The organism is Qipengyuania oceanensis (genome assembly GCF_009827535.1).
Taxonomy (GTDB): Bacteria; Pseudomonadota; Alphaproteobacteria; order Sphingomonadales; family Sphingomonadaceae; genus Qipengyuania_C; species Qipengyuania_C oceanensis.
In genome coordinates, this window is the sequence record NZ_WTYN01000001.1 from 1,290,595 (window position 1) to 1,304,838 (window position 14,244).

At 65.4% G+C, this 14,244-nt stretch carries 14 protein-coding genes; 10 read left to right on the forward strand and 4 right to left on the reverse strand.

The annotated features are described in order from the left end of the window. Positions 1-121: 121 nt before the first annotated feature. Positions 122-1,630, reverse strand: coding sequence for a TonB-dependent receptor domain-containing protein (locus GRI48_RS06215; protein ID WP_337190809.1), 1,509 nt, complete (start codon positions 1,628-1,630; stop codon positions 122-124). Here GRI48_RS06215 and GRI48_RS14500 point away from each other — a divergent pair. Both GRI48_RS14500 and GRI48_RS06220 read left to right on the forward strand, forming a co-directional pair. Further along, positions 1,553-1,801 (forward strand): hypothetical protein, encoded by a 249-nt coding sequence (locus GRI48_RS14500; protein ID WP_337190778.1) that lies wholly within the window; start codon positions 1,553-1,555, stop codon positions 1,799-1,801. The two genes, GRI48_RS06215 and GRI48_RS14500, sit on opposite strands and share 78 nt — an antisense overlap. Beyond that, the gene (locus GRI48_RS06220) at positions 1,770-2,114 is read left to right on the forward strand and encodes a tryptophan 7-halogenase (RefSeq protein ID WP_237451741.1); all 345 of its coding nucleotides are present in this window, start codon (positions 1,770-1,772) and stop codon (positions 2,112-2,114) included. The genes GRI48_RS14500 and GRI48_RS06220 overlap by 32 nt, the downstream gene beginning before the upstream one ends. A gap of 18 nt (positions 2,115-2,132) precedes the next feature. Here GRI48_RS06220 and GRI48_RS06225 read toward each other — a convergent pair whose 3' ends face one another. Continuing rightward, entirely contained in the window at positions 2,133-4,157 is a 2,025-nt protein-coding gene (locus GRI48_RS06225) for a TonB-dependent receptor (protein WP_160672934.1), read from the reverse strand. A gap of 102 nt (positions 4,158-4,259) precedes the next feature. Between GRI48_RS06225 and GRI48_RS06230 the strand changes: the two genes are divergently transcribed. The 6 genes from GRI48_RS06230 to GRI48_RS06255 all read left to right on the forward strand — a co-directional run bounded on the left by GRI48_RS06230 (position 4,260) and on the right by GRI48_RS06255 (position 11,019). Continuing rightward, positions 4,260-5,750: a flavin-containing monooxygenase gene (locus GRI48_RS06230; RefSeq protein WP_160672937.1), complete on the forward strand. Its 1,491-nt coding sequence runs from the start codon at positions 4,260-4,262 to the stop codon at positions 5,748-5,750. A gap of 57 nt (positions 5,751-5,807) precedes the next feature. Continuing rightward, positions 5,808-6,572, forward strand: coding sequence for a competence/damage-inducible protein A (locus GRI48_RS06235; protein ID WP_160672940.1), 765 nt, complete (start codon positions 5,808-5,810; stop codon positions 6,570-6,572). Between the two features lie 33 nt (positions 6,573-6,605). Beyond that, a complete protein-coding gene (locus GRI48_RS06240; protein ID WP_160672943.1) occupies positions 6,606-7,139 on the forward strand; it encodes a hypothetical protein in 534 nt (177 codons plus the stop codon). A 72-nt stretch (positions 7,140-7,211) separates the two neighbouring features. Continuing rightward, complete coding sequence (locus tag GRI48_RS06245) at positions 7,212-10,175, forward strand: DUF2339 domain-containing protein (protein WP_160672946.1); 2,964 nt, start codon at positions 7,212-7,214, stop codon at positions 10,173-10,175. A gap of 113 nt (positions 10,176-10,288) precedes the next feature. Beyond that, complete coding sequence (locus GRI48_RS06250; RefSeq protein WP_160672949.1) at positions 10,289-10,741, forward strand: hypothetical protein; 453 nt, start codon at positions 10,289-10,291, stop codon at positions 10,739-10,741. Beyond that, positions 10,738-11,019 carry a transcriptional regulator gene (locus GRI48_RS06255; RefSeq protein ID WP_160672952.1) on the forward strand — a complete coding sequence of 94 codons (282 nt, stop codon included), beginning with the start codon at positions 10,738-10,740 and terminating at the stop codon, positions 11,017-11,019. Before GRI48_RS06250 ends, GRI48_RS06255 begins: the two co-directional genes overlap by 4 nt. A gap of 105 nt (positions 11,020-11,124) precedes the next feature. On the opposite strand, the gene rplA is transcribed toward GRI48_RS06255, so the two are convergent. Together rplA and rplK are read right to left on the reverse strand one after the other, a co-directional pair. After that, the gene (gene rplA / locus GRI48_RS06260) at positions 11,125-11,817 is read right to left on the reverse strand and encodes a 50S ribosomal protein L1 (RefSeq protein WP_160672955.1); all 693 of its coding nucleotides are present in this window, start codon (positions 11,815-11,817) and stop codon (positions 11,125-11,127) included. A 2-nt stretch (positions 11,818-11,819) separates the two neighbouring features. Beyond that, positions 11,820-12,251, reverse strand: coding sequence for a 50S ribosomal protein L11 (gene rplK / locus GRI48_RS06265; protein ID WP_160672958.1), 432 nt, complete (start codon positions 12,249-12,251; stop codon positions 11,820-11,822). 219 nt (positions 12,252-12,470) lie between these two features. Between rplK and GRI48_RS06270 the strand changes: the two genes are divergently transcribed. Continuing rightward, positions 12,471-12,944 (forward strand): hypothetical protein, encoded by a 474-nt coding sequence (locus GRI48_RS06270; protein WP_160672961.1) that lies wholly within the window; start codon positions 12,471-12,473, stop codon positions 12,942-12,944. Between the two features lie 64 nt (positions 12,945-13,008). Then, on the forward strand, positions 13,009-14,139 hold the full coding sequence (locus tag GRI48_RS06275; protein ID WP_160672964.1) for a transporter: 1,131 nt from the start codon (positions 13,009-13,011) through the stop codon (positions 14,137-14,139). Positions 14,140-14,244 lie beyond the last annotated feature (105 nt).

Genomic DNA, 14,244 nt, shown 5'->3' on the forward strand with positions numbered 1-14,244 from the left:
AAGTCTCGCGGCTTTCAAGCCGCAAGGGGGCGTGTCGCTCGCGGCACGAAGCAGGAGGGCTCCGGGATTGTCGTCCCGAAGCCCCCTGTGGTTCGCATCCGTTTGCGGCGGGCGTTTCCGCCTAGAAATTGAACCGCGCGAGGAAGGTGTAGCGCCGGTCGTTGCGGAAGGCCGCGCTGAGGACGCGGGTTCCGTCGTAGTCGATGACCGTCGACAGCTTGGTCACCTGGTCGAGCAGGTTCACGCCCTGGACGCCGAGCTTGAGATGGTCGTTGACCGTGTAGAACAGCGACGCATCGAGCTGGCCGCCGGATTCCTGGAACGTCGGCGAGAACGGGAACAGGTCGTCGCGCGGAGTGACCAGGAAGCGGCTGCGCCAGTTGTATACGGCACGTGCCGAGATCGGTCCGCGTTCGTAAAACACGGTCGCGTTGACGGTATGCTTCGAGGTACCCGAATTCGGCACTTCGCCCGTGAAGGCACCGCCGTTGAGCGGGCCGCCCGACGAATTGACCGACGGCGAACCGATGTCGGAGATGTCGGGCGTGACGAAGTCCGACGCATCGACGTAGGTGTACGACAGCTGGGTTCCCAGTCCGCTGAGCAGTCCCGGCAGGAAGTCGTAGACCTGCTGGTAAGCCAGCTCGAAACCCTTGAGCGTGCCGTCGAGGTCGTTGGCCGGACCGTTGATGATGACGTCCTGCGACCCGCCGCTCGGGGCGGTATAGTTCACCAGGCCGGTACCGGTCTGGATGATCCCCGTGATGTCCTTCAGGAAGAAGGCCGCGGTGATCGAGCCGACGTCGTCGAAGTACCATTCGGCGCTCAGATCGTAATTCCACGACTTGATCGGTCGCAGGTTGCGATTGCCGGTGCGGATCGAAAGCGGCGGTCCGCTGTCGACGCGACCGCTGAAACCGAGCACGCCGCCGGCATTGAACAGATTGAGATCGGGCCGCGAGATCGCCTTGGAAACGGCACCGCGCAGCACCAGTCCGCTGCCGTTGTCGAGGCGGATGTTGAATGCGGGCAGCCAGTGATCGAACGTGATGTCGCGCCGGTCGGGGATCAGCTCGCCGGTGTAGAGCGAGGCGAATTCCGTCAGGCGGTCACCGGTCAGCTGACAGTACAGGATCTGCGGTGCATAGCCGCCATCCGGCGCACCCGGGACTGGCGGAGGACAGGAATCGGTGACCTCCGATACCTGGACCACGCCGTCGCCGTTGCCGCCGCCGACCTGGACGCCGTTCTCGTCGAAAACCGGATCGTCGAACTGCCCCGGATCGGGGAAGGCGATGAGCGCGTCGTTCTTGACCTTGGTCTCGACGTAACGCAGCCCGATGTTGCCGGTGATCGACCAGCCGCTGTCCATATCGATGCCATAATCGAGCCGCGCATAGGCCGCGTTGGTGATCTCGGTCACATCCGAGATTTCCGATGGGCAGTACGGATCGCACAGCACCTGGCGCCCGTCGAGCAAGGTGCGCGTACGACCGTTGACGCCGAGATTGCCCGCCTCGGGGGTCTGGCTGAAGGTGGTCAGTTCATCCCATTGCTGATCGGTAACGCCGTTCAGGTAATCCTGCAGGAAGTCGTCGCCGCCGTAGAAATAAGTGGCGCCGCCCGGGATCGGGGTGTTCGCTTCGCCGCGCTGGAAATTGTCGCCGAAGGGGGCGCGAACCTGCGAGTAGGCCGGGAATTCGTCGGCATAGGCACCGCCGGCAATGGCGAATTCCTGGTCCGGCAGACCGGTGTAGAACCGACCCGGCTTGAAGCCCGACCAGTCTGCGACCGAGCGTGACGATTCGGATTTCTGGAACTACTGCCGGACGATGGAGGTGCCCGATACGCTGCGCGAGAAGATCGAGATCTTTCAGGCCAACGGGCAGGTCTTCCGCGAAGAGGACGAGCTGTTCACCGAGACGAGCTGGGCCGCGGTGATGATGGGCCAGCGCATTCCGATGAAGGGCCACAACCCAATGGCCGACACCTTCGACCCGGGCGAGATTCGCCAGGAAGTCGACGAGATGGAAAAATCGATCCGCTACCTCGTGCAGCAGATGCCGCTGCACGGCCAGTACGTGCAGAAATACTGTCCGGCCGGCACGCTCTGACGCGCAGCCACGCGGGGGTCAGAACCCGTAGCGCAGCCCTGCCCAGAACGTGCGCGGTGCGCCGAGGTCGATCGACCCGCCCGAATTGCGCGTGACGACATCCTCGTCGGTCAAATTCTCGCCGCGCAGGACGAGCTGCAGCCGGCCCGCGAGGGGAAAGCCGAGAAAGGCACCGACGGTCGTCGCCGCGGGCAGCACGTCATCCTCCAGGTCGCCTTCGAATTGCGCGCCGACATGGCGCAAGGAGAGCGCGGCAACGAGGCCCGAAGCAGGTGCATAGGCGATGCTCGCCGCGGCAGACCAGCGTGGCACCTGCGGCGGGCGATTGCCGTCGAGCGCCAGCGAAATGCCTTCGCCGTCGACTTGTGAATCGGTGAAGGCGAGCGATCCGTCGAGGCGCAGCGGGCCGCGATCGAAGGCAATCTCGGCCTCGATCCCGCGCGCATCGATCGCCGGCAGGTTCTGCCGCTGGCGCAGGTTGGGGGCGAGTGTCACATTGGCGATGGCATTCTTCACCCGGTTGTCGAACGCGGTCACCGACAGGCGAAGCCCGGCCGCAGGGGTCAGGTCCGCGCCTGCCTCGAAGCCGGTGAGCTTCTCGTTGGCGAGCTCGGCATTGGCCTGCGTGACCACTGGAAAGACTACGAACGGGCGGTACAGCTCGTTGAGCGTCGGCAATCGCAACCCGCTGTACGCCGCCGCGCGCAACCGCACCGCCTCGCTAGCCTGCAACGCCGCCCCGCCGCGCCAGGTGACCGTCCAGTCCGAACGATCGGAGGCAATGGTCTCGTCGACCACGTTGCCGCGTGCATCGCGCGCTCGGTAGAACCCGTCGGCGATCCGCGTGCGATCGGCGCGCAAGCCCCCGGTCAGTACCAGGGCGCCGAGCGTCCAGTCGTGCTCGGCGAACAGGCCGAGGTCGGTAGTGACGCCTCCGGCACGTCGCCGCTCGCCGAGCCGGCCGGTGAAGGCACTGTAGCTTTCTTCCTGCAACTCGCCCGAAGCCCGGCGATAGTCGATGCCCAGCCGCAGGACGTGATCCTCGCCGACCGGCGGGCGCAGTTCGAGCTTGCCGCCAAGCCCTGTCGAGGGCGTGTTGCGCTGGTCGAGCACGCGGGTGAAACGGGTCGAGCTGATAACGACATTGCTGAAATTGCGCGCCTGGACATAGCCGAGCGCATCGAATTGCCAGGCACCGCGACCCACCAGCCTCAGGCTCGCATCCTGCCCCTCGCTCGAACTGTCCGCCCCGTCGAAGCGCAGGGTCCGCCGGTCGTCGAAGGCGGCGACGCGCGCCTGCAACTCGATCTCGTCGGAGATCGGCGCGACCGCGCGGATTGATCCCGAGATGCCGTCGAAGGCAGCGCGCGCGCTTGCCGGGACGCGCTGGTCGATTGGGGTCGTGAAGAACCCCTCGCCCCTGTCCCAGCGCGCTGCGGCGGTGACGAAGCCGCCGCCCAGTGCCGCCGAACCGAGCATCGCAGCCTCGGTTTCGCCGCGGTCGTTGACCAGTGCCGAAAGCCCCAGCTGCGGAAGATCTGCAAGGCCGGCACTCTCGAGCGCGATCGTGCCGGCCAGCGCCCCGGCTCCGAACGGGCCAGAACCCCCGCCCCGTGTGACCCGGATGCTGCCGAGCGTTTCGGGCATGATCGAGCCGAGCGGAATATAGCCGAAGAACGGGTCCGCGATCGGCACCCCGTCGAGAGTGACCAGCGCGCGGCTGGTCGCATTGCCGCCAAGCGCCCTAAGCGTCACCCCTTGCGCCGAAGGGTTGGCCGACCGGCTGTCCGCCCGGCGGAATTGCTGGAAGCCCGCGACCGCGCCGAGCGCGTCCTCGATCCGGCCCGAGGGCGACGTCACGATCTGCTCGCGATCGAGCTCGACAGCGAAATAGGCAGGGACACCGGGCGCATCGTCCAGCCCGCGTGCGGTCACGATGATGACGGGTGCTGCGTTCCGCGACTCGCTATTGTCGGCGTCCTGTGCGGAAGCGGCAGCCTGGGGGATACCGGCGAGCGAAAGAAGCAGGAGTGTGCGGCGCATCCCGCGCCTTTGCCCGCTAAGTGCATTGGGTTTCAAGGAGCAATGCTTATCGCTTGTCACGCCTGCTGGCCTGATTTACCCTCGCGTCAATGGGAGAGAGAGATGAGCGCACCCGAAAGTGACTTCGACGTCCTGATTGTGGGAGCCGGCATTTCCGGTATCGGCATGGCCGCCCACCTGGAAATGATGGCCCCGGGCCGCACCTATACGATCGTCGAGCGGCGCGCGGATCTGGGCGGGACATGGGACCTGTTCCGTTATCCAGGGATCCGTTCTGACAGCGACATGCACACGCTCGGCTTCAGCTTCGAACCCTGGAAGCACGAGAAGTCGATCGCCGATGCTCCGGCCATTCTCGATTATCTCAACCGGATCGTCGACGAGCGCGGCATCCGCCCGCACATGCAATTCGAACACAAGGTGGTTTCGGCCGACTTCCGGCACGAGGACGCACGCTGGCACGTGATCGTCGAGCACGAGGGCAAGCAACGCGAGCTGACCGCCAACTGGATCTTCTTCGGCGCCGGCTATTACGATTACGACGATCCCTACGATGCCGGCTTCGATTTCTCGGAATTTGCCGGCGAGGTCGTCCATCCCCAGTTCTGGCCCGAGGAGCTCGACTACAACGGCAAGCGCATCGTCGTCGTGGGATCGGGTGCCACCGCGGTTACCATCGTGCCAGCGATGAGCGACAAGGCGGCCAAGGTCACCATGCTTCAGCGCACGCCGACCTGGATGTGGGCGCGCCCGGCAAAGGATGCCTTCGCCAATTTCCTGCGCAAGGTCCTGCCTGAGAACACCGCCTACAAGATCACCCGCTGGAAGAACGTGTTCCTCCAGGAGGTTTCGTTCAAGAAGGCGCGTACCGAGCCGGAGAAGGTGAAGGACGCGCTCAAGAAGAAAATCGAAGGGCTGCTCGGCCCGGATTACGACGAGGCTGCGTTCACGCCACCGTACAATCCGTGGGAACAGCGACTGTGTCTGGTGCCCGACGACGACCTGTTCGTCGCCATGAAAAAGGGCAAGGCGGAAGTCGTGACCGGCCATATCGACAAGTTCGTCGCCGAGGGCGTCAGGCTGACCGACGGGCGCCTGCTGCCCGCCGACATCATCGTGACCGCGACCGGGCTCAGCCTGGCGATCGCCGGCAAGGTGAAGTGCAGCATCGAGGGCGAGCCCATCGATTGGTCCGAGCACTATTATTACAAGGGCTGCATGTTCTCCAACGTGCCGAACCTGGGGCACACCTTCGGCTATCTCAACGCTAGCTGGACGCTGCGCGCGGACATCAATTCCGAGTATGTCTGCAAGGTGCTCAACACGATGGAAGAAAAGGGCGCGGAGATCGTCACGCCGGTCCTGAGCGAGGCGGAAGAGGCCAGGATCGAGCAGGAAGACCTGTTCGATTTCTCCTCCGGCTACATCAAGCGCGGAATGCACATCATGCCCAAGAGCGCGACGAGCAATCCGTGGCGGCTCAGCCAGGATTACCGCCAGGACAAGCGCGATCTGCAGACCACGCCGATCGCGGACGGCGTGCTCGTCTTCGAGAACGCGCATGGCGAGGCGAGGCGCGAAGCGGCCGAGTAGGATTCCCGGCATCTCGCCCCTTCCATCGGGCGGGATGCTGGCCTAAGCCCCTTCGCCATGAGCGAAGGCGACAAGATCTGGACCGCCGGGCTCGTCGTCATCGGCGACGAAATCCTGTCCGGCCGCACCCACGACAAGAACATCGCGCAAGTCGCGAGCTGGCTGCAGGTGCAGGGCATCCGCCTCGCCGAAGTGCGCGTCGTGCCCGACGTGATGGAGCGCATCGTCGAGGCGGTGAACGCCTTGCGCGAGGCGAACGACTATCTCTTCACCACCGGCGGGATCGGCCCGACGCACGACGACATCACGGTCGATGCGGTTGCGAGGGCTCTCGGCGTCGAGGTCGTCGTCCACCCCGAAGCGCGCGCCATGCTCGAACGCTATTACAAGAGCATCGACAAGGAGCTGACCGAGGCGCGGCTGCGGATGGCGCGCGTGCCGGAAGGCGCAGACCTGATACCCAACCGCATGTCGGGTGCGCCGGGCATCAAGTTCGGCAATATCCACCTGATGGCGGGCGTCCCGCACATCACCGCAGGCATGCTCGATGCGCTTACCGGGACGCTGGAAGGTGGCGCGCCGCTCCTGTCCGAAACCATCGGCTGCTGGACCCCGGAAAGCGAGGTCGCCGATATTCTGCGCCAGGCGGAAAAGGATCACCTGCACTGTCAGATCGGCAGCTATCCCTTCTTCCGCGAGGGTCGGGTCGGGGCTAATTTCGTGATCCGCTCGACCGATCGCGAGGATCTCGACGCCTGCGTTGCAGCCCTGTCGTCCGCGCTCGAATCGGCCGGTTTCGCCACGACTTCCGGCGGCATCTGACTGCCGCGATAGACCCTCAGCGAACGTTTTCCTGTGACCAGCCTCACCGCCAGCACCAGCGCGCTCCAAGGCGAGCGACTTGCCGAACTAGAGGCCCTGCTCGCTGATAACGTAAGCGCGACGCTGGCGCTCGAGGAATGGTGCGCGCGTCACGCGGTCGGCGATCCGCCGGAAATCCTCGCGCTTCCCGTGACCGGGGACGGGGTCGCCATTCCCGACGATGCACAGGCCGTGCTCAAGCTCGAACCGGGCGAGACGATCCGGGTCCGGCACGTGCGGCTGGTGTGCGGCAACACGGTGCTCAGCTTCGCGCGCAATTTCTATGTTCCCGAGCGGCTGCCGGATGCCACGAACCGGGCACTGGAAACGACCAGCCTGCCATTCGGCAGGGTCGTCGCCTCGCTCGGATACACGCGCGAACGCCTCGATACCGCGCGCGGCAAGGCATGCGGATGCCCGGCGGACACGGTCTTGTCGCACCGCGCCATGCTACGCCTGCCAGACGGCAGGCCTCTCAGCCTTCTGGCGGAATGCTACACCCGGGATGCCATTGCCGCGGCAAGCTAGTTCGGGAATAGTTCGCCGGCCCGATTGCGCTGCGTCGGCAGGTCCGCGATAAGATTTGCCGGAGGGCAAGCGATGGAATGGCTGTTCATCTTCGGCCTTGCCGGAGTTGCCGCATATCTGTGGAACCGGCTGGATCGGGCCGAGAAGCGGCTCGACACGCTCGACCGGTTGCACGAGGCAACGCTGCTCCGCTTGCGCGATCTGGTCGCCAGCGACCAGTTGGTACCCGGCCAGACGACACCGCCACCGGGCGCGCAAGAGACCAGCGAAGCCTCCGCAATGCCGCAGCGTGCGGCGGTCACTGTCCCGAAGACTTCTCTCGAACCGGCGGTCCTGCGCGCCGGCCCCTCCCCACAGGTGCCGCAGGAAGCCCCCGCGGAGCCGGTCGCCGGGGAAATCCCGGATAGCGCAGAGGGCCCGAGAACTTCCCGCTTTTCCGCGCCGAAGCTGAGTTTCGATTTCGAGGACATCTTCGGCCGCAAGCTGCCGATCTGGGGCGGCGGGGTGGCCCTCGCCGTCGCCGGGGTGTTCCTCGTCCGCTATGCGATCGATGCCGGTTTGCTGACGCCATCGGTACGGGTCGTCATGGCATTCCTGTTCGGGATTGGTCTGATCGGCGGCGCAGAGGTTGCGCGCAGGTTCGAGCACAAGGTCGCGGACGAGCGGGTGCAGCAGGCACTCGCCGGCGCAGGCCTCGCGACGCTCTATGCAGGCTTCTACCTCGCCGGATCCCAATACGGGCTAATCGGCCAGCTGGTCGCTTTCGTGGGCCTGGCAGCAGTGACGGCGGTGGCGATCGCCCTGTCCTTCCGCTTCGGATTGCCAAGTGCGGTACTCGGCCTCGTCGGAGGGTTCGCGGCTCCGGCGCTGGTCGGCGGCGACGGAGCCAACGTTCCGCTGCTGGCGCTGTATCTGGGCCTCGTCACCGCCGGCCTCGCGTTTTCGGGCGAGCGGCAGAATCGCTCGTGGCTCGGCATCGCCGCACTTGTCGGCGGGCTCGGCTGGGGCGCGGTGCTGCTCGCAGCCGGCGATTTCGCGACCAGCGACGTAGTCGCTCTCGGTCTGTATTTCCTGGTGCTCGGCGCCGTCGTTCCGGCCCTGATCGCCAACGAGCGCTTCGGCAAGATCCTGCGGCTGGCTTCGGCGGGTGTAGCCAGCATCCAGCTCGCGATCCTGGTCGATGCGGGTGGGTATACGCCGCTCGCATGGGGGCTCTACCTGCTCATGGGCGGCGCACTGGCCTTCTTCGGCTGGCGCAAGCCGGAATTGCGCGAAGGGTGTGCAATTGCCTCGACCGTCGGCCTGCTGCTGCTGATGCAATGGCCACAGCCCGAAGGCATGGCTTTCACGCTGGTATCGATTGCCATGGCAGCGCTGTTCGCCGGCGTTCCGCTCGCTCACCTCGCCCTGCGGAGCGAGCGCAAATTGGATGCGGTGCAACTGGCAGCTGTCCCGCCGGCGCTCGCTTTGGTCGCCTACAGCCAGTTCGGCAGCTTTTCCGACGACCTGGAGGCGACGCTCGCCTGTGCCTGCCTCGCGCTCGCTGCCCTGCCGATTGCCGGTGCGTGGCTGGCGCATGGCCGCCTGCAACCGCGCCTGTTTGCGGGGCTGACCGGATCTGGCGCGGCACTGGTGTTCGCGGCTTTCCTCATGCTGACGCCCGCCTGGAGCGCGCCCTTGGTCATCCTTCCATCGCTGGCCGCCATCCTGTCGTTGGCCCATCGTCGCGCCGACCGGACGCTGGCGAACCTTGGGTGGACCTGGGCGGCGGTCGCAGTCATCGCGCTGGTGGCGACGCCCGATTTCTTCGCCGAGGCAGGCCGTTTGGGCGGAGAATCCGGCGATACTCAGGCCGTGCGCGCCTTGCTGCGCTGGATGGCGGTTGTCGCGCCTTTTGCTGCGCTTGCGTGGCTCGAGCTTCGCGACCCGGCACGGCGACTGGCCGAAGGGTTCGCCGCCGCAGCGCTCTACGGCGCGCTGTCGCAGGTTCTGCCGGTGGACGCTCTGGCCTGGACAGCGGCGCTTCTGGGCATCGTGCTTGCCCTGCTCCAGCCGGTTCGGCTGGCCGCACAGGCGGTCCTCGCCGCCATCGCCGGCTTGTGGGCCCTCCCCGTCGTGGCGACCTGGATCGAGGCCGGGCTCGCATCACTGGCGAACGATCCTATCTTCGTGATCGACTTGCCAGGGGTGAAGGCCATCGCGCTGCAATTGCTGCCAACCGTGGCGGTCCTCGCGTTCCTGCGCGGCCGGGTGGCGGAGCGCCGCCTGCGCCGTGCAATAGACATTGCCGCAGGAGGGCTTGGCATTCTCGCGGCGCACGTCCTGTTCAAGCAGATCTTCGCGATCGAAACGCTGACCGGCTTCGTCGAGCTCGGCATGACCGAGCGTACATTGTGGCAGGCCGTACTGCTCGGCGCAGCCTGGATCGCCGCGAGCGGCCTGCCACGGATTGGTACGCAAAAGCCGCTGGCGATCGGCCTTGCCGCGGTCTCGCTCGCGCACTTCATGGTCTACAGCTGGCTCATTCACAATCCGCTGTGGGACAGGCAGGCTCTCGGCCCGCTGCCGCTCGCGAATATCGCGCTCGCAGCCTATGCGACGGGAGTTGGCGCGGCACTCTCGCTGCGGGCATGGGTGGACGGGACGCTGCGCCCGTGGATCGACGGGCTCGTCGTGGCCCTCGCGGCCTTCGGCGCGCTGACCCTGCTGCGCCAGGCATTCGGCGGCTCCATTCCGTTCGACGAGGCCGTCGGCCCGACCGAGGACCTGTTGCAATCGCTCACCGGCATCGTGCTCGCCTTCGCATTCCTGTTCGTTGGCGCCCGGCGGCAGGAGCGCAGCTGGCGGGTCGGTTCGCTGGTGGTGATGCTTATCGCGGTGGCGAAGGTATTCGTGTTCGATGCCGCGGGACTTGAAGGACTGCTCAGGATCGCAAGCTTCCTCGCGCTCGGTTTCGCGCTGATCGGGATCGGCTGGCTCTACGCGCGGCAATTGCGCGGACCGGTCGCCGAAGCGGGCCCGGCTGACAGCGCGTAGCGATCCGCCCGGCAGCCATTCCTACCTCTCATTTTCCGTTTTGGAAAGTTATCGCTTGCCAACCTGGAAAGTCGAGCCTAACCAGTTTCCATTCTGGAAAGTGGAGTTTGGAAATGACCGATGAGAAAGCCGATGCCCGCGATGCGCTGGCAGCCTTGCAGCAGACAAGGAACAGTCTCGCCGCGAGTTACGACTACCCGTTCGCCCGCCACCTCGCCTTTGGGCTACTGATAGGATCCTTTGTCGCTGCCCAGGCGCTGCCGACGGGCTTGCGGATGGGCGCGCTGGGCCTGGCACTGGCCGGCATATTCCTGATCCAGCGGTGGGATCGCAGGCGAACGGGATCCTTCATCAACGGCTATCGCCCCGGCGCGACGCGCAAGGTGACCGCTCTCCTGCTGCTGGCCGTGCTGCCGATCCTGGTGGCAGCCGTCGTCTTCGGCGGGCCCGAGCGACCCACGCTCGTAGTCGCACTCGCGGGATTGGCGACCCTCGTCTGCATCGCCTTCAGCTACTGGTGGCAGGCGGTCTATCTGCGCGAACTGGGCGGCGAGGACGCATCGTGAGCGGCTTCGATCCCGTGATCCATCCCCCGGCGCGCCTGCAGATCATGGGGGTGCTGGGCGGCGTGAGCGACATCGCCTTCGAGAAACTGCGCGAGATCGTCGGCGTGAGCGATTCCGTGCTGTCCAAGCATCTCTCCGCCCTTGCCCAGGCAGGCTACGTGGTCACGCGCAAGACGCCGCTCGACGGGCGCCAGCGAACCTGGGTCGAACATACCGCCAAGGGGCGCAAGGCGTTCGAGCAGCACCTCGCCGAACTGCGCCGGCTGGCCGGCGGCTAGGCCGTAACGAAAGCAGGCCGGAGGATCGCTCCCCCGGCCCGTTGTTCGTTGCCGTGCCGCGTTTCACGCTACCCGAGCGCGAATGGCGGCAATCGCCTTGCAGGGTTATGCGCCTTCGACCTCGGCGAGATCGATCTTCAGGCCCGGGCCCATCGACGAGGTCAGCGAGATCTTGCGGACGTACTTGCCCTTGGAGCCCGAGGGCTTCGACTTCACGACGGCTTCGGTCAGCGCCTTGAAGTTCTTCACCAGGTCTTCGTCCTTGAACGACAGCTTACCGATGCCGGAATGGATGATGCCCTGCTTCTCCACGCGGTATTCGACCTGGCCGCTCTTGGCGTCCTTGACGGCCTGTTCCACGTTCGGGGTAACCGTGCCGAGCTTCGGGTTCGGCATCAGGCCCTTGGGGCCGAGCACCTTGCCGAGGCGGCCGACGACAGCCATCATGTCCGGCGTCGCGATCACGCGGTCGTAATCGAGATTGCCGTTCTGCATGTCTTCCATAAGGTCTTCCGCACCGACCTTGTCGGCACCGGCGGCGGTCGCCTTGTCGGCGTTTTCACCGCGGGCGAAAACGGCGACGCGAACGTCCTTGCCGGTTCCGGCCGGAAGCGACACCATGCCGCGGACCATCTGGTCGGCGTGGCGCGGGTCGACGCCGAGGTTCATCGCGACTTCGACGGTCTCGTCGAACTTCGCCTTGTGCTCGCGCAGCGTGGCGAGTGCCTCGTCCACGGTGTAGAGCTTCTCGCTGTCGAGCTTGGCGACAACCTGCTGCTTCTTGGTCTGCTTGGCCATGTTCAGCCCTCCACCACTTCGATGCCCATCGAGCGGGCGCTGCCACCGATGATCTTCACTGCCTGGTCGATGTCGTTGGCATTGAGATCGGCCATCTTGGTCTGGGCGATTTCGGCCAGCTGCGAGGTCTTGATCGTGCCGATGATGTTCTTGCCCGGCTCCTTCGAACCCGACTTGATCTTCATCGCCTTCTTGATGAGGTAGCTCGCCGGCGGGCTCTTCGTGACGAAGGTGAAGCTGCGATCCGCATAGACCGTGATCTTGGTCGGGATCGGCGTGCCCTTCTCGAGGCTGTCGGTCGCCGCGTTGAAGGCCTTGCAGAATTCCATGATGTTGACGCCGCGCTGACCCAGCGCAGGGCCGATGGGCGGCGAGGGATTGGCAGTGCCGGCGGGCACTTGCAGGTTGATGTAACCGTCGATCTTCTTGGCCACGATGGGCCTCCTTTCTCACTTTCGCCGCGCCTGTTTCCAGCCGGGGCTCATGGTAAGCGGTCAAGCGGTCCATTCGCATGAACCTCCCGCACGGGTTTCCCGAATGACTTGGGAAGGCCGCGCACATAGCGATTTTCGGGCGCGATGCAAGCGATTCGCCGTCTGCCGCAGGCCGCGCCGGACTTGCCTGGTCACGACACGGAAGATAGGCGCCCGGCGATGTTTGCGGGAAAGACGAACGGCCCGATCTGGCTCGCGATCTCAGCCGCGCTGTTCCTGCGCGCGCTGGTCCCGGCGGGCTGGATGATCGACGTCGACCCCGGCGATGGCGCCATCATGCTTCGCATCTGCGAGGCACAGACCCCGGGCTTTGTCGACAAGGTGCAGGGTCCTGCGCACGCACCGGTCGATCATGCCGCCATGGGTCACGCGGAGATGGTCGGCGAACACGAACGGGGTGCGCAAACCGATCACGAGGATGGCTCCGGACACCACCAGCCCGAGCACGATCGCGCCGAGCCACCCTGTGTCTTTGTAGGCTTCGGTGTAGCCGACCTTCCGCCCCCGCCGCTGGCGCTCGTCGCGGTCAAACTTCCGGACAACCAGCCGAATACCGACCAGATCGCACGCCTCGAATTGTCGCCGATCGCCTACGCGAAACCGCCTGTGCGAGGCCCGCCACCGCATTCCTGATCCGCTCCCTTCGGAGCGGAAGATCATTCACCCAAGAACCGATCTCATCAGGATTACCCTTGCAATGACAATGACTTTGAACGGCAGCGCCGCGGCGCTGCTGCTATTGACCTGTGCGTCGCCCGTTTTGGCCGACGAGACCATGATTGATGCGCCTGCCGAACAGGCCGAGCCGATCATCGTGACCGACGTTTCGCTCTATCCCGCGGCCGGGCTCATGAACGAACACACCCACGATGGTGGCGAGGCCATGATCGGACTGCGTTACGCGCACAGCCGGTTTTCGGGACCGAACCGATCCGGCACCGATACCGTGTCCGACGCCGATATCCTCGCAGCCGGGTACACCACCCGCGCCGCCCGGATGGAGATGGACATGGTGATGCTCGACATCATGTATGCCCCCAACGACAAGGTGACCCTCATGGTCATGCCGCACTGGATGCGGCACGAAATGACCATGGTTGGCATCGATCCGGCCAATACGGGGATGGGGATGGATCATGGAATGGGCACCGGCATGGATATGCCGCCGGGCCACGATCACGGACACGGCCTCGCCCTTGGCCAGACAATGACGCACACGTCGAGCGGGTTCGGCGATACGCTGGCGTCGGCCAGCTACCGCCTCGCCAACACGCGCTCGTTCAAGGCCCACGCGACGTTCGGCGCCTGGATTCCAACCGGTGAAGTCGCTCGCAAGAACCCCGACGGGACGTTCCTGCACTACGGCATGCAGGGCGGCAGCGGCACTTGGGACATCGAGCCTTCGCTTACGGTCTCGGGACGGAAAGCATCGTGGGGCTGGGGTGCGCAAGCCGCCTATCGCTGGCGGTCCGAGAGCGAGAACAAGTCAGGATTCGTCTTCGGCGACCGCTTCGTCTCGAACATCTGGACGAGCTATGCAGTCAGCCGCGCAGCCAGTCTGACTGGCCGGCTGGCCTACGAGCACGAGGGAGCGATCGAAGGCCATTACAATGGCCCGCACAATCACGCGACGCCTGCCGATCGCCAGCAGAATTACGGCGGTGACACCGTTCTTGCAGCGTTCGGGGTCAACATCGTTCTGCCTTTTGGCGGGGCGATGCCGATCCAGCTTGGTTTCGAAGGCGGCGTGCCAATCTACCAGAACCTCAATGGCATCCAGCTGCCGGAGAAGTGGCGTTTTTCGGCGGCTTTGACCACGACCTTGTAATTGCGGCATTGCACGTGAAGGAATGGCCCGTCCGGTTCGTCCGGGCGGGCTTTTCCTTGACCGCGACCAAGGCTGATCGGTGCGCGCGCTGGCCAAGGTTTCCCT

What these genes read in the sequence shown, in the direction of transcription:
- GRI48_RS06245 (WP_160672946.1), top strand. Translation starts at nt 7,212, where the DNA reads ATGGAATGGCTGTTCATCTTCGGCCTTGCCGGAGTTGCCGCATATCTG.
- GRI48_RS06225 (WP_160672934.1), bottom strand. Translation starts at nt 4,157, where the DNA reads ATGCGCCGCACACTCCTGCTTCTTTCGCTCGCCGGTATCCCCCAGGCT.
- rplA (WP_160672955.1), bottom strand. Translation starts at nt 11,817, where the DNA reads ATGGCCAAGCAGACCAAGAAGCAGCAGGTTGTCGCCAAGCTCGACAGC.
- GRI48_RS06230 (WP_160672937.1), top strand. Translation starts at nt 4,260, where the DNA reads ATGAGCGCACCCGAAAGTGACTTCGACGTCCTGATTGTGGGAGCCGGC.
- GRI48_RS06275 (WP_160672964.1), top strand. Translation starts at nt 13,009, where the DNA reads ATGACAATGACTTTGAACGGCAGCGCCGCGGCGCTGCTGCTATTGACC.
- GRI48_RS06250 (WP_160672949.1), top strand. Translation starts at nt 10,289, where the DNA reads ATGACCGATGAGAAAGCCGATGCCCGCGATGCGCTGGCAGCCTTGCAG.
- GRI48_RS06270 (WP_160672961.1), top strand. Translation starts at nt 12,471, where the DNA reads ATGTTTGCGGGAAAGACGAACGGCCCGATCTGGCTCGCGATCTCAGCC.
- GRI48_RS06235 (WP_160672940.1), top strand. Translation starts at nt 5,808, where the DNA reads ATGAGCGAAGGCGACAAGATCTGGACCGCCGGGCTCGTCGTCATCGGC.